The following is a 15110-nucleotide window of genomic DNA, read 5'->3' on the forward strand; positions in this document are numbered from 1 at the left end:
TCCTATGCGCGAATGCGGTAGAGCGCTGAAGATAGCCTCTAAACCTCCGATTTGACCTCAACATTCAACCCCAACATTTCACGAGCAATTCGGTCGGCATCGACAAAGGCACGGGAATAACTGCCCGAAGATGGGACATAGTGGTTGTAGTAGGTCGACCCTTCCACCAGTGGGCCGGTTATCCACAGATTCGGTTGTGCCCTGCCTTCACTGTCTACAAGCACGCCCTCACCGTTCTTGGCCAGGCTGTGGATAATTCCGTTGCTCTTTAACGAGCGAATGATCTTTGGCAGCGACGATATGTCACAGGCAGTGCTGACGTGAGCCTTAATAATTCTAGGTAAAGGCATCGCCAGATTGCCCGCGAGTACCACTTCGGGCCCCGCTCCATCGACACTGTGGATAACTTGAGCATGGCGCACCCAATGGACAATTCCTGCGTCGGCCAAAGCCAGCAGCTCCTGGTGACGTTCCTTTTGCGGCCCGGCCACCATTCGATTGACGTGCGGCGCGTACTCTCCGAAAAAAACACGGCTTGAATCAGCTGTCAGCCCCCGGTTATCCACAACGCGGCGGAGCTGCTCACGACAACTTCTCCACACTTCAACCGCGGCTTTAATCGGGCTTGCATCAAGTCCCAAACTGCTCTGCCCGATGTCGCGCTCGATGAATGCGCGCATGGCCTGGGCGTAGTCAGCAGATTTCATGATCGACATGCGCGGGTTATACACAGCCTGGTCCAGTGGCGGCGAGTTGAAACGTGCTGTCATTTCTGACGACACGGTTTCAAGCCGGCCTGAGTAATAAGCGCGCGCAACGTCCGCTTTGATCCTCACTGGCGATTCACCCTCTTGAGACGCGATCATCCCGAAGTATTCCGCAAGCATTTCAGCTTTGATCAACGGCAAGACCTGCTGCTCGAAATCCAGGCCGGCAGGGTACTCCGCTCGCAGATCAGCGACCGCCGACAATGTAAAAATCAGCGCCGCATTCGAGGTCCGATGGGGCACGATGTCCGGCCGTGTGCGGTACGGCAGACCGCTGCGCGAGAACATGTAGATTCGTGGCTCTCGCCCACTCGGCTCGTAGAGTAAGCCTTCCGCTCGTTTGCTGAATTGGCCTCCGCGCCCGACCGTCAAATCGGCAACGACGTCCATGGCGGTCAAGCCTAGTCCTTCGATGCCAACCGCTTCTGTGGATAACCCGAAATGAGGCGAATTAGCGTGGCGGTCCGTTGCTAACGATCTGGGCAGCTCCCCACGCTTATCCCGCAACCGCTGCGCATGACCCACTGTGATTGCCAGCCAATCCACAGCACGCTCCACCTTGGCTGTGGACAGTACAAACTGGCCCATATCGGTGTGCTCTATGTTATCCACAGCGTGAGGATGATGAATGACGCGCACGTTTGTCGGCAGACTGCGAATGACTTCCTCGTAAGTCCACGCCAGGTACTCTCCCAGCCAGCTGCGCGGCAGGAACTCATTGGGCTGTACGCTGCGTGAAGATTTATAACGCAGGCACCACTCGTAAAAATTCGGTCCTTTTCGTCCCGTGTGACCATTGAGGGCGGCCGTGTCCGGAAACATCGAAATCTGCGAGGCGACGGTGTTGAGCATCAGGTATTCGGGTTGATCGACAGCGTGCAGACCTGGCCCCGGACGCTGAGGGTCGAATACATTGACCTCTATGCCCCGCGTCGTGCCAGCCGCCAGCGCACCGATACGCTCCAGCACCGTCAGCCCGCGTGAACCGCAGCCGACAATGCCGATTCTGATGGCGGGTTTATCCGACCCTGGGGATAACTTTTCGCCGGCCAGCACTGCACTCAGTTCCATCTCAAGGTTTCTCCGAAGAACGATTCGATGGCGACGCCACGAGACTCTGCCAGTGCGGTGTCGACGATGAATTTGCTCAGGGCCAGGTCCAACACGCCAAGGCCGAACGGCGAGAAAATCGAGGGCTTTACGGGATCAAGCTCGACCTCGCCACGAATAAGGCCGGCCAGCGTGCCGTTCATGAACGCGCGGCTGCCCGTCAATTGCTCTGCCAGATGCGGCGACGTGTTGGCCTTCATGCAGTGCTCGACGTCGTCGCAGAGGTTGTTCGCCTCTAACAGCAACTGGGCCGCGATGTCCCGCAACGAAATGTTCAGCACAACCTGCCCGGCGCGAAATGCCATAGGCGGTTTGACGTAAGGCTCGCCGGCCGTGGTGGCGAAGATCACCAGATCGGCTGCCAACGCCTGTTCCAGCGAGCCAGTCCGGGCTGTGCATAAGTCGACACCTTCGATAAAGCCTGTCAAAGCGTCTGCAGACGCCATGTCAAAGTCGTGAACAACGGCGTGGCCGATGTCCCATCCTTCAACGCTGAGCATTCGCGCGATGGTGCGGGCAATCACCCCAGCCCCGATAAATCCTACGCATGCAGCCTTACGTGACTGACCGTTGAGCCAGTAAGCGCCCGACGCCGCCGAAGCAGCCGTTCGCACTGCGCTGATCTGCGCACCTTCAAGGCAGGCGAAGGGATAGCCAGTCTCGCGGTCGTTGAGGATGACCACGGCTGACGCCCTCGGCTTCTGCTGAGCGACGTTGCCGGGGAAGCTGGAGATCCACTTGATCCCGGCCACGGCATCCTCTCCCTCCAGCGCCGCCGGCAGCGCGATGATCCGGTTGGCAGGTTGTTGAGGGAAACGCAGGAAATAGCTGTCCGGGTTGAGCGTCTGGCCGTCATGGTGCTGCAGATACACCTGCTCAATGCGTCGCACCATGTCGTGGGCGTGGCTGTCGAGGATGTCTTTGATGACAGCGCCGGGGATCACGTGAAAGTCAGACATTCAGCGCTTCTCCCTCGAACGTGTGGACGTACTGCTTCAGATACCGCGTGATCGTTTGCGAGCTGAGCGCAGTCAGCTCGGCACGTCCGAACTTCTGCATCACCCACTCATCGTTGTAGATCGTCTCAAGGTAACGCTCGCCGGCATCCGGGGAAATCGCCACGACAACGGCGTCTTTGGGAATCCCCAGCGAGGGCGCTGCCAACCCGGCCACCACGGTCCCGGTGGAACCGCCCGCCAGCACGCCGTTCGACTTCGCCAGCCAGCGACACATGGCGACAGTGGCGCGCTCATCCACCACTTGCTGCTTGTGCAAGTGGTGGGCGCGGAATATCGGCGGCATCTGGCTGGAGCCAAGTCCAGGAATGAAGCGCGGACCGGGCGCCTGACCGAAAGTTACCGAACCCGCGCTGTCTACCGCGATGATCTTGGTGCGCGGCGAATGCTTGCGGAAATACTGCACGCAGCCCATCAAGGTGCCGGTGGTGCCAGCCCCGACGACCAGATAGTCCAGCGCCGGAAACGCGATATGAATCGACCGTGCCGTGGTGTGCTCATGGGTCTTGGCGTTGGCCGGGTTGCTGTACTGGTTGAGCCAGAGATGACGGGGATCACGGGCCACGGCATCGCGGATGTACCGAATGCGCGTGCCCAGATAACCGTCGTTGTCATCGCGCTCCGTGACGATGACGATCTGTGCGCCGAAGGCTTCCATCATCTTGATGTTGTGCAGGTTGGTGTTGGGGTCGACGACGCAGCAGAACGCGTAGCCGCGCTCGGCGCAGATCATTGCCAGCGCAACGCCGAGGTTGCCGGACGAGGACTCGATGAGAACGGTGTCCTTGTGGATAAGTCGGCGCTCGGCGTAGGAATCGATCAGGCCAATGGCCGTCTTCATCTTGATCGAGCCCGCAGGGTTGCAGGACTCAAGCTTCAGGTGCAGGTTTTCAAAACCCAGGCCTTTTACCCTGACGAAGTTTGAATCGCCGACGATGTGGGAAATGAAGTTCATGGCCGTGCCTCGATGCGTGCAGGCCGGGTGTAGCTCGGCATGGTCACCACCGGCGCGCGCTGCCGGGGCTGGGTCGCCAGCAACGCATCGGTCAGGTGCTGCGCACGGAGGGCGACCATGGAAAATGACTGAGCGTCGCTGATGCCGTGGGTCTTTTCCGACGTGCCGTTGGCCAAAATCTGCACGCCCTCGCTGTGCTGCAGGGCAACGCGGTAATGCCGGTCGACCGCAAGCGTGCCGTCCTCGTCGCGCACCAGCCAGGGTTGCAGCAGGGTCAGCAGCGGCGGCACTGCGAGCTGTTCGTAGCCGGTGCCCAGGACAATCCCGTCGACGTACAGCACGGTTTCAACGCCGGTATTGCTGTCACGCAGCACCACCGAATAGGCATCGCCCACTTTTTCCACCGACGTCACTTCGGACCATGCGTGCAGGTTCAGACGTCGGTGGCCCGTCACCTCGCCTTCGTACAGGAAGGAGTAAAGCGACTGACTCTCGTCGACGTCGATGCCTGCGTAATTGGTCGACCGGATTTCTTCAAACACCCGGTTGCGGCGGCCCGGCTCCAGGTCGTGGAAATAGTCGACGTGCTCCGGCAGGAACGCCATGTTGGGGAACTGCCCCAGTTGCCCCACCTTGAAACCCACACCGCGGTGCACCGAATGCACCTGTGTGGTGGGTGCGGCACCGAGCAAGTGCGTCACCGCTTCGCCCGCGCTCTGACCCGAGCCCAGCACCAGCCAGCGTTGCGCGATCGGACCGCCGCCGAGGTGGATGTTTTTCAGGTACTGGGACGTGTGGAAGACACGACCGCCGAGATGCGGGCTGAATGCGTTCGGTATCCGGGGCAGGCTGCCGTGGGAAAGCACCAGCCGCTTGGTGCGATAAGCGCCCTTGGCCGTTACGACATCCACGCCCTTCAGGATGCCCTTTTCCGCCACCGGTAACACATCGAGCACGCCTTCGTCGTAGGCAACGTAGTCCTGGAGTTGCGCAGCGACCCATGCGATGTAGTCGGACCATTCGACCCGGCTGGCCGGACGTCCGAGCAATCCGAATTTGTACAGCCGCCCCTTCTCCTTCAGGTACATGGCGAAGGAAAATCGACTGCGCGGATTGCGCGGCGTCACCAGGTCTCGAAACACATGGTGGTTGATGTCTGTACCGGCCAGCAGAAACGCGCCATGCCACGTTGAATCACGCCCTTTTTCGAAGAAGCAAACGCGCTGGAAAGGCTTTCTGCCGTTGTCTTCCGCGTCATCTTCCAGCGCACAGGCCAGAGCGATACCGGCCGGGCCGAAGCCGACCGAAATGACGTCCAGCGATTCACGCACACCATCGGTTTCATACTGAGTCATGGTTATTCTTCCTGAAAGTTTCAAAAGACGTGGCAAGCGTTTGGGCAGGCCGCTTCAACACAGCAGACGTCGTTCATGGGCGTGCTCGTCGGTGTAAACCCACAGCGAAACCCGTGCGTGATTGTTCTCCCCGTCGCGGAAGCTGACAGGGCCGGCAGGGGTGGCAAAGTGATCAAAACGTAGCGCGTCCAGCAGTTCGCGCTGATCAGCGGCGGCTCGGTCCACCAAGGCAAACGCTGCAAGCGTCTCGACGGCGTAAACCGGCGCGTGTTCGGCGTAGACCTGTTGATAAGTCGCATCGAATGACTGCGCCTCTGCCAGATCTCCCGCCATGGGAAAGCTGATGACGAACACCGTGCCGGTTCTTTCCAATCCTTCCACCAGCGCCGGTGAAGCAGCGTCATCGGTAAAAAAAATGGGTAATCCACAGTTGGAAGCGCGGTTGTCCACAAGAAACTGCCGACTGGCTTTCAAGCGGCCGCAAAATACAATGGCATTGGCGATATTCACATCGTCGACCACTTCGACTGTGGATAACTGCGCTGCCTCACGCAGTTCATGCATTTGTTGACGCCCATGCAGGCTCGGGTCAGTGAACAAAGCGAGCCTGTTCAGGCCTTCAGCTTTGGCAAATTCGATAAGGCGTGTGGCCAACAGTCGGTCAGACGCACAAATGCGGAACGTGGTTTTCCCGGCGTCGGTCAAGGCTGCGCAGGTGGACGCGGGCAGGATCAACGGAATTCCGGCCTGTGCATAACTTTCAACAACTGCTGCGGCAGAGTCCGAAGCAAAATGACCAATCACAGCATCCACCTTCGCGTCGATGAAATGCCTTGCCGCCGCACGGCCGCCGTCAGCGCTGGCGCCGTCATCAAAATAGAAATGGCGCGCGCGGCGTACATGGGGGAACAGGTGACTGGACAGGTACACGCTGCGCAAGAAACCGCGCGCGTGCAGTGTGGTGCCGACGTCGAGGGCCGCGCAGATACCCAGGCGCATCATGACAACACCACCTCTGCGAACCGCGAAGGGCGGAACGCTTCCATGACCGATCTATAAGCCGCATCCATCGACACGCCGGACATCAATCCGCCCAGCTCGAATGCCAGCAGCTCTGCAACATTGGGTGCCATTTTGAAGCCGATCCCGCAAAATCCGGTGGCTACAAAGACGTGGCTCTTGGCGCTGGAACGGCCGATCAGCGGGCGACCGTCTTCGGTGTACGCATCCCAGCCGACCTGTGTGACCACCGGCAAACTGTGGTGCCGGTCGTAGCCGAGACGAGAGACGCGGTCCATGACGTCTTGCTCGTTATCCAGCGGCGCCATGTTCAGCTGATCCGCATGTTCTGCGCGCTGCCGTCGCTGGCCGCCCACTTGCACAAGATTGCGTCCCAGCGGCAGCAGGTAGGTATTCAGATGGTGAGCAACGATCGGCATGCTCGGAGCCTGGTCGCAGCCGAAACGCGTGAAGGGGATCGTCCGCGCGTGCACGGCGTTGCTCGGCCGGGGCAAAGGGCCGCTGGCGCCACAGGCATCGACCAACCACGTCGCTTCCAGGCACAGCTTGCCGGCATGAACTTGAACATGGCCGTCCAGTTCGACGCAGCGATCCACGGCAAGGTGATCGAGGTACGTTGCTTTTTCACTGACGTAGCGGCACAGGTTCGAAACCGTGACACGGGCATCCACCGTGCCGCCATTGCGTTCGATAAGCAGGCATTCCCCGGCGCAGAATGGCGAGAAACGGCCGTTATCCAATGCATCGACGGAGGCGTGCAGTTCAATGCCCTCGCAGCCTTGGCTGTCCACCGCCTCCAGGTATTGCCCGCACACTTCGGCGCTGGCGATGTAAGCGACGCCACTGCGATTCAGTGCGCTTTCGTAGAAGGCGTGGACGATGCCTGGATTGCCGTAAAGTGATCCGCGCCGGGTCAACGGACGCAGCGCGGCGTCCAGCTCCAGACCGCGAACGATGCCGCCCGTGTCCCGCGTTGCGCCCTGGGCGCCAGCGATGCCTTTCTCCATCAGCGCCACATCGAGGCCGCTTTCAACCAGCGCCGCTGCGATCGAAGCGCCCATGATGCCGGCCCCGATCACGATCACATCAAATGAAGTTTTCATCGTCGTCGCGCGCCTCTCGGTCAGATTTCGTACTCGACCGCGCTGACATACACCAGCTGCTGCAGGACTTCTTTTTCAGTAAAGCGGCAATAGCGCAGGATCTGTTTCGCCAGATCCGGGAACACCGGCGCCCCGATGGCACCGATCAGCGCCATGTACGGCAGAATCCGCTTGCCGAGGGTCTGACGATCACGGGCGGCGTTGATGATGTCCGACAGCAGCACGGCGAGCCCCTTCATGCTGAAATGATCCACCGACGTGGCTTCGAACCAGCGCGCGACCAGAATCTTGAGGGCCGCAGCGTCTGCCGCACTGACTTTCAGGCTGTCGCCGTCCACCCGTTCGCGCTCAGCCTGGGTGGCCAGTTTGGCCAGGACCTCATTGAAGGTGTGTTCACGCCAGGCGGAGAACTTCTGGACATCGAAGTCATCGGTGTCCTGCTCCGGCGCGATCAACGCCAGATAGAAGCGCGCGCTGTCAGTGCAGGCGTCGGCCACCAGGTCCCGCGCCCAGATCGCATAGTTGCGGCTGGTGGAAAGGTTCTTGCCGTTCAAGGTCAGGAACTGGTTGGTGTAGAAGGTCTGGCGCATGCGATAGCCGTGCATGGTCTGCAGCAGCGACGGGTAAACCATCATGTGGCTGAAGGCGCAGTCATAGCCCAGAAAGTGCACCAGGCGGCCTTTGCCGGAGCGGCAGTATTCGTCGTACTCCCACGGCGCAAGCTTGTGTTCGTTGAGGTATTCGCGAAAGGCCGCCAAGTAACCGGACAGGCCCATGACCCAGGTGTGTATGCGCCGGCTGCCATCGGGCTTGAGATCCAGCCCGCCATCGTAAGGCCGGGTAATGCCCCAGTCCGCCGGACCGATTTCGAATTCCTCCTCCAGGAAACGGCGAATGAATGGCCGTAGTGGCGCATGTTCGAACGTGCTTTTGAGGTGGTTGCGGAAATTCGACAGCGCCAGAAATTCACGCTCAATGGGACGCCAGATCATGGGCGTCGCACATAACTTGCAGCGGAAGTTGCTCATTTTCGAGGCATTGGGCGTGTGCGCGCACTCTTCGCACTGGCTGGCATCCGAGTCCGAGCCACAGTGGTCGCAGTTGCCCCGCCCAAAGGCTTCGTAGCCCCACTTATCACAGTCTTCGCAATACGGTTCCTGGCTGACTTTTTTGTAAATGGCCCCCGCCTTTACCGCGTGCTCGTACATCTCCTCGACGGCATTCTTGAAGTAGCTGTTGCCGTACGGGCGCATCCAGAAGTCGACTTCAATCCCCATCTTCTTCAGCGTGTCGTTGATCTTGTCGGTGTTCTCCAGCGCAAGTGCTTGAGGGGCCCGGTCCAGCTCGATTCCTCGCCGCAACATGTAGGACTGATAGTCATCGGAGTATGAGACGAGGGTGCAATCGTGACCGCGTTGACGTTGGGCGCGGGTGAAGATATCTGCCGCGAGAAACGGCCCCGCCATATGACCGATATGCAAATCACCATTTGGCGTGGGCGGCGTGATCGTCACGAGTAACTTGCCCATCACGACGCCCTCTGATCGGACACGTCATGAACCGTCGCCTTGTGCAGGACGAACTCATTGGAGGCCACTGCCTGCCGGGCATCTTCATCGAGAAAGCGGTTGGCGGAATCTCGATCCCACCACACGACGTAGAAGTGGAAGTCTTCGTCAGTGTTGTTGAACACATAGTGATCGGTGTGTTTGGGAATGGCCGCGATGTCACCCATGGTGAATGGGTAGGTCTGATCTCCCACGATCAACTGAGCGGTACCCTTGATGCCGATAAAGAATTCCTGGTCTATCTGGGTGTGCGACAAGGATTTGGTGTGGGGTCGCACGACGCACCAGCCACCGCCGATGGGCGTCGGATAGCCGTTCCACGGCAGTAACCTTGCGCCATCCAGGTCATATTCATGAACCAGTTTGTCCCACGCCATAGGGCGAAAAATATCGAAATCAGTCATGAGGTTTTCCTTCAGCCAGAGCATCCTGCTCGCTGTTTTATCGGCGCCAGACTGAGCTGACGGGCGCGTGCCAGTTAAGGGATAAACTGAAGAAAAGTGCCCCAGTGGGCAAACTAGAAATCCGCAAGCAGCGGTTAAGTTTGACTTAACAGGCGTTGGCTAAATTATTTGAATAATCAGTAAGTTGACTGGATTTATCAGCGCGGGTGTATCACCCGCGGACACTGAAGCAGGACTTAACTGCGTTGATAACTAACCAACGCTTTATGACACCGCAGAAATTGAGGGTGTACGCACTGCCCGCTTCCCGGCTAAAGCCAGTCCTACACATAATTACTGCAGGACCGGCTTTAGCCGGGAAAACGTCAGTGGCCACAACGCAGAATCGAGGGTGGATGATCGCGAACTATCGCGTGGTGAATTCACGCTGACTGGCGACGGCCTGAGACACTAGCCAGTCGCGAAACTGTTTGCTGGATTTGGGAAGAATGGCCGTCTCGTCATAAACCAGGTAGTAGGCAATCGGCGTGTCGATCGTCGCGCGAAACGGTACGACCAATCGGCCGGACGCCAGCTCTTCCCGAATCAGCGAACGACGCACCAGCGCAATGCCCATTCCCGCCAGGGCAGCCTCGATGACCCCGTTGGAATCTACGAACACCGAACCTTTGTGAACAGCGGCCTCGCCATCTTCGATACCCACTGCACGGAGCCATAACGCCCAGTCTTCGCGGTGTTCGTCGTGCAGGAGGTTGTAGCTTTTCAGGTCAATGGGCGAGGACAGATACCGGGAATCCGGCAGCAGAGAGGGGCTGCAGACAGGCTGCAGTCGGTCGTTGATCAGCATCTCCACTTCCAGACCGGGGTAACGCCCCAGGCCGTGGCGCACGGCGAAGTCGACACCGTCGCCGAGCAAATCAACCAGCCGATTGGTGGTACTGATCAGCACCTCGATGCCGGGGCAGATGGCCTGGAAATCAGGCAGGCGGGGCAGCAGCCATTGCATCGCAAAGCCGCTGGTGCAGCTGACAGTGATTGTATTGGGGCCGTTGTCGCTCATCAGACGCTGGGTGGCGTCGGATATCTGCCCGAGCGCGGGACGAATGGCCCGCAGGTAGATCTTGCCCTCGGCCGTCAGCTCCAGGCGTTTGGTGTTGCGGATGAACAGCGTGACGCCAACGGCTTTTTCGAGCTTGGCGATCTGTTGGCTAATGGCCGCAGGGGTCACAAACAGCTCACCGGCCGCGCCTTTCATGCTGGCGTGGCGCCCCGTCGCTTCAAAACACAACAGCGCGTGCAGGGGCGGGAATTTCATGCCTGACCTCGGTTAAGAAAATCTAATGTGCTTAAGAAAAGCTCGCTTGAGCACCGCCCTAGACACTGCTCAAATCATCACACCCTGACTCGAGGAGCGTCAATCAACAACTTTTCGGTCAGCGGATCAGCGATACGGATCAAGAAAGGAAGCGCAATGAAAGTCTCCGACTACGTTCGACTCATTGTTCTGGCCGCCATCTGGGGAGCCAGTTTTCTGTTCATGCGCGTTGCTGCACCGGTATTGGGCGCATTGCCGACCGCTTTCTTTCGCGTGTTGCTCGGCGCTATTGGCTTGATGGTGATTCTGGCCATTTTAAGAACCCGGCATGAGTTCAACGGCAAGTTCAAATCCACCTTGATCCTTGGCATCATCAACTCCGGCATTCCGTTTTTGATGTACAGCATGGCGGCCCTGTTATTGCCCGCAGGTTATTCCGCCATCTTGAATGCGACCACTCCATTGATGGGCGTATTAATAGGTTCTGTGTTTTTCAGTGATTCACTGACGCCCAAGAAAGCCATAGGCGTATTTCTTGGTTTACTGGGCATAACCTTACTCACCACCACAGGCCCGGTGACGTTCACCACATCGGTGGTCATGGGCGCACTCGCTTGCCTGGTGGCGACCAGTTGCTACGGCGCCGCAGGCTTCCTGACCCGTCAGTGGATCGGCGATCGGGGAGGACTGGATGCCAAGCTCGTGGCGTTCGGCAGCCAGATTGGCGCGACGCTGTTCCTGCTGCCCTTCTTCGCCGTCTCCGCGACCGTCAACCCGCCAGCCACCTGGGGCGACTCAACCGTATGGCTATCACTGGCAGCCGTTGGTTTCGTGTGCACGGCCTGCGCTTACATTCTGTACTTCCGCCTGATCGCCGATATCGGCCCGGTCCGTTCGCTGACCGTGACCTTCCTGATCCCGCCCTTCGGCGTCCTGTGGGGGGTGATGTTCCTGGGGGAAAAGGTTTCCGCCGGACACCTTTACGGCGGCGGCCTCATCTGCCTGGCCGTCTGGTTCGTATTGAGCCAAAGCAAGCCGAAGCCGGCACCTGTTCCTCAAGACCGCGCCGCCACAACCTGACAGCAACGTTACCCACACTTGATATCGGCGCCGGGTAAACACCCGGCCGGGCCCGGCTGTGCCTGAAATATCCAGCGTCGGGTGATAAGAACGCTTTGGGGATTCATCCGATGGCAACTCAAAGACACTTTTCCGTCACTTGGCTCACTGACAGCACTCTCACGGCGAGGTATGCAGGATGAGCAGAGCGATCCCGTTGATATCCCTCCGCACGTTCGTTGAGGTGTGCAAGGCCGGCAGCATGAAACGTGCAGCGGATCAGCTGTGTGTGTCGCCGGCCGCCATCAGCCAGCAGATCAAAGGGCTGGAGGACCAGATCGGCAGGCGCCTGTTCGAGAGAGACGCCAAGGGCATCCAGCTCACCCCATCCGGACGCAGCCTGTTCGACGAACTCGCCGGCACCTTTGACGTCATCGAAAAAGCCTGGTCGCGCGCCGCACTCAAGGCGCCACGTCAGACGCGCCTGGTGATCAGCACGACCTCTACGATTGCCAGCTCCTGGCTGATCCCGGCACTGAGCAGCTTCAAGGAGCGCTGCCCCAACGTCGAGATATCGATTCAGATCTGTAACGGTCTTTCGGAGCTCAAGCACGGCCATGTGGATATCTGCATACAGCGTGAGACGGCGGCCTGTTGCGACAACCACGCGACGCACCTGTGGTCGTCCTACCTGATCCCCGTGTGCAGCCCGCACCTGCTCAGCACCCAGCGCAGTATCGAGAGCCCGCAGGATTGTCTGACGTTCCCGCTGCTGCAGGACACCGAGCGCAACTACTGGAAGGTCTGGATGAACGCGTTCGGCATGAGCAATCGCAAGATGATTCAGGGTTCCAGTTATGGCGACGAGTCCCTGTTGATAAGTGCGGCTTGTGCCGGCCAGGGCATCGCACTGGTCAACAGCGTCTTCGCTTCCGAGGCTCTGCAAAGCAAACGGCTGGTGCAGGTCACCAATGCCACGGCGGAGCTCAAGTTCGACTATTTCGTGTATTGCGCGAAAGAACGGCGGGAAGAATGGGCGATAGCGGAGTTCATGAAATGGGCCGTGCAGCAGGCGGGCAAGACCGCGAAGGGGCATGCGCGGGAGATTGAAAGCGCGGGCCAGGTGGCTTGATTCAGTTCGGACAAGCCTTTGAAAACATCTTTCAATTAATCATTGGGCTCATGCCTATCGAGTCCCGCGATGGGAGGCCAGCTCCGGGATTGCCCATGCGACGCTGGCTTCCACTGCGGAAGCACCGTGAACGTTCGTTCCGGACATCATAGAACAGCTGTGTAGCCTGTTCGCCAGTCACAGTCCCTTCTGTTCGTGCCTGCTCGATCCGGCTGAATAGCGCGTCACACTCATCTTCAAGCCTGGGCCGGTCGACCTTATGCAGATCGTTGATGGATTGCTTGAGAACATCGAGCATAAAGATCACCTGGATCGCGCTTTACCTTGGGGTCACTGAGAGGTGCAGACGTGAAGCATTGCAGCAACCATTACTGCCCGGCTTGACCCGAGAACTGCTCAACGGCAACCACAACACTGTTGGCACCTTGTTGAATATCCTTGATCACCTCGTCCGCCTCACTGGCCAGATCCAGCGCTGCGCCGGCCTGTTGCCTGCTTTTACCGATCATGGTCACGGCGCTGGACGCCAGAACTTGGTTGTTTTTCACGACCTCGAAGATTTCCGCCGTCGCTTTAGTGGTTCGAAGGGCCAGGTTTCTGACCTCGTCGGCGACCACAGCAAAACCTCGGCCCTGTTCCCCGGCACGTGCGGCTTCGATCGCTGCGTTCAAGGCCAACAGATTGGTCTGGTCAGCGATGCTGCCAATGGTTTTGACGATGGTGCCGATTTCCTGGCTCTGGGCATCCAGTGCTTCAATGCCATGGGCAGCATCTTCCATCAACGCCGAAAGCGTATTGAGGGTCGTGACGGTGTTCTGAATGACTTCGCGGCCTTGCTGTGCGCTGGCATTGGTTCGAACCGACGTGCCGTGGGCCATGCCAGCTGCCTCGGATACAGCGCGCTCGCGGGTGACCTGGTCGGTGATAACGGTGGCTAATTTGGCAATCTTGTACAGCTTGCCGTTGGCATCCACGATTGGGTTGTAGGAAGCCTCCAGCCATACCTCGTTGCCATATTTATCCACCCGGCAAAACCTTCCCGCGACATAGGATGCCTGTCTAAGTGTCTGCCAGAACCGATCGTATTCTTCTGACTGAGCGTCGGATGGCACGCAAAAGATTCGGTGGTGCTTGCCCAGGATTTGGGGAAGCGTATAGCCCATAGCGTCCAGAAAATTCTGATTGGCTGTCAGCACTAGCCCATCCAGAGAAAACTCGATAACGGCAGTGGAGCGCATCAGAGCCCCCACCAGCGCTTCATTCTCCCTGGAGGCTTCGATCGTCCTCGTCAGCACGCTTGAATACAAAACGATGCGCTCGACCCGCCCGCTCTCACCTGCGAAGGGTATGACCATTGCCCGTAGCCAGACGTGTCGACCTTCACGGCTGCAGAGGCGCAACGTGCCGCTGTAATGCTTGCCCTGGGCAACTGCATCAAGAGCCCGACGCTGATGTACATCACCGCTCAGTTCAGAAGGACTGAATTCACGCAGGGCACGACCGGACAATTCAGCCTGGGTGAATCCCAGCTCTGTTTCAAACAGAGCATTCACCTCCATGATGACGCCTGCCGCGTCCAACGTGACCGACACGGTTTCGAGATCCAGCGTTGCCTTGACCTGCTCAAGGGCCCCCAGTCGTTTTTCCAATTGCTGGATTTTGTCTTTTAACCGGGTATTGAACATGGGGGCCGCTCGCATTGACTTGAGAAGCTATCGACGCGGCGAGCGAAACCTTGAGCCTCATAGGTCGTAGGTTGTCAGGGTGGTGCAGAAGAGGTGCAGTGGACTTCAGCAAGGATGTAGGCAGGGCGACCGAAGGCATATTAAAAGCCATGCTAATCAAACTCACTAAACTACCCACTCAACCTCAAAATCAACTAACTGAGCCTGAAGCCCTGCCTCATGTTCAAACCAATAGTCAAAACTTTCAATATCACTTTTCTTCAAGTAAAGATAATAGCCGCCAGTGTCGCCATCACGGTCGTTCGCAACAATAATTTGCCAGCCAGAATATTTATCAGTGGCAACAATACCAGTACGAATGATAGTCATATTCTTATTATAGTCCGCCCCACTCTTTTTAATCGCATCCAGATAGGGATTACCGATCACACCCATCGGAGTCCAATCATTCCCAGACAGGGAATAAATGTCACCATAGCCCCCAGAGTCCGAACTCAGCTGCCCTTCCTTGGCTCCATCCATCATGGCGATGGAGTAGTCCGTGATGAGGACAGTAAGTTCTTATTGAATCAACTTGCCGGCTTCATAGAGTCCGACGAGTATTTCCCTGCCTGTTTTTCC

General features: G+C 58.4%; 13 protein-coding genes and 1 pseudogene. 2 read left to right on the forward strand and 12 right to left on the reverse strand.

Features of this window, described 5'->3' with window-relative positions; genetic code table 11:
- Positions 1–38: 38 nt before the first annotated feature.
- The 9 genes from AC3ISG_RS24825 to gcvA all read right to left on the reverse strand — a co-directional run bounded on the left by AC3ISG_RS24825 (position 39) and on the right by gcvA (position 10613).
- Positions 39–1838: an FAD/NAD(P)-binding protein gene (locus AC3ISG_RS24825; RefSeq protein ID WP_489298207.1), complete on the reverse strand. Its 1800-nt coding sequence runs from the start codon at positions 1836–1838 to the stop codon at positions 39–41.
- Positions 1829–2836: a 2,3-diaminopropionate biosynthesis protein SbnB gene (gene sbnB / locus AC3ISG_RS24830; RefSeq protein ID WP_489298208.1), complete on the reverse strand. Its 1008-nt coding sequence runs from the start codon at positions 2834–2836 to the stop codon at positions 1829–1831. The genes AC3ISG_RS24825 and sbnB overlap by 10 nt, the downstream gene beginning before the upstream one ends.
- A complete protein-coding gene (gene sbnA / locus AC3ISG_RS24835) occupies positions 2829–3848 on the reverse strand; it encodes a 2,3-diaminopropionate biosynthesis protein SbnA (protein ID WP_489298209.1) in 1020 nt (339 codons plus the stop codon). The genes sbnB and sbnA overlap by 8 nt, the downstream gene beginning before the upstream one ends.
- The gene (locus tag AC3ISG_RS24840) at positions 3845–5203 is read right to left on the reverse strand and encodes a SidA/IucD/PvdA family monooxygenase (RefSeq protein ID WP_489298210.1); all 1359 of its coding nucleotides are present in this window, start codon (positions 5201–5203) and stop codon (positions 3845–3847) included. Before AC3ISG_RS24840 ends, sbnA begins: the two co-directional genes overlap by 4 nt.
- A 54-nt stretch (positions 5204–5257) precedes the next feature.
- Positions 5258–6205 carry an ABC transporter substrate-binding protein gene (locus tag AC3ISG_RS24845; RefSeq protein ID WP_489298211.1) on the reverse strand — a complete coding sequence of 316 codons (948 nt, stop codon included), beginning with the start codon at positions 6203–6205 and terminating at the stop codon, positions 5258–5260.
- Complete coding sequence (locus tag AC3ISG_RS24850; protein WP_489298212.1) at positions 6202–7326, reverse strand: NAD(P)/FAD-dependent oxidoreductase; 1125 nt, start codon at positions 7324–7326, stop codon at positions 6202–6204. The genes AC3ISG_RS24845 and AC3ISG_RS24850 overlap by 4 nt, the downstream gene beginning before the upstream one ends.
- A gap of 20 nt (positions 7327–7346) precedes the next feature.
- Positions 7347–8855 (reverse strand): methionine--tRNA ligase, encoded by a 1509-nt coding sequence (locus tag AC3ISG_RS24855; RefSeq protein WP_489298213.1) that lies wholly within the window; start codon positions 8853–8855, stop codon positions 7347–7349.
- A complete protein-coding gene (locus AC3ISG_RS24860) occupies positions 8855–9298 on the reverse strand; it encodes a cupin domain-containing protein (RefSeq protein WP_122534245.1) in 444 nt (147 codons plus the stop codon). Before AC3ISG_RS24860 ends, AC3ISG_RS24855 begins: the two co-directional genes overlap by 1 nt.
- Before the next feature lie 406 nt (positions 9299–9704).
- A complete protein-coding gene (gcvA, locus tag AC3ISG_RS24865) occupies positions 9705–10613 on the reverse strand; it encodes a transcriptional regulator GcvA (protein ID WP_122534246.1) in 909 nt (302 codons plus the stop codon).
- 156 nt (positions 10614–10769) lie between these two features.
- Here gcvA and AC3ISG_RS24870 point away from each other — a divergent pair, with 156 nt between their 5' ends.
- Together AC3ISG_RS24870 and AC3ISG_RS24875 are read left to right on the forward strand one after the other, a co-directional pair.
- A complete protein-coding gene (locus AC3ISG_RS24870; protein ID WP_122534247.1) occupies positions 10770–11693 on the forward strand; it encodes a DMT family transporter in 924 nt (307 codons plus the stop codon).
- 178 nt (positions 11694–11871) lie between these two features.
- A complete protein-coding gene (locus tag AC3ISG_RS24875) occupies positions 11872–12804 on the forward strand; it encodes a LysR substrate-binding domain-containing protein (protein WP_489298214.1) in 933 nt (310 codons plus the stop codon).
- 368 nt (positions 12805–13172) lie between these two features.
- Here the strand turns inward: AC3ISG_RS24875 and AC3ISG_RS24880 are convergent, their stop codons facing one another.
- The 3 genes and pseudogenes from AC3ISG_RS24880 to AC3ISG_RS24890 all read right to left on the reverse strand — a co-directional run bounded on the left by AC3ISG_RS24880 (position 13173) and on the right by AC3ISG_RS24890 (position 15014).
- Entirely contained in the window at positions 13173–13682 is a 510-nt protein-coding gene (locus tag AC3ISG_RS24880) for a methyl-accepting chemotaxis protein (protein WP_485619881.1), read from the reverse strand.
- Between the two features lie 30 nt (positions 13683–13712).
- A pseudogene (locus tag AC3ISG_RS24885) lies at positions 13713–14504 on the reverse strand (PAS domain-containing protein); the annotation flags it as partial.
- Positions 14505–14654: 150 nt separating this feature from the next.
- Positions 14655–15014: a hypothetical protein gene (locus AC3ISG_RS24890; protein ID WP_489298215.1), complete on the reverse strand. Its 360-nt coding sequence runs from the start codon at positions 15012–15014 to the stop codon at positions 14655–14657.
- Positions 15015–15110: the final 96 nt, after the last annotated feature.

The organism is Pseudomonas sp. GL_135 (genome assembly GCF_057834665.1).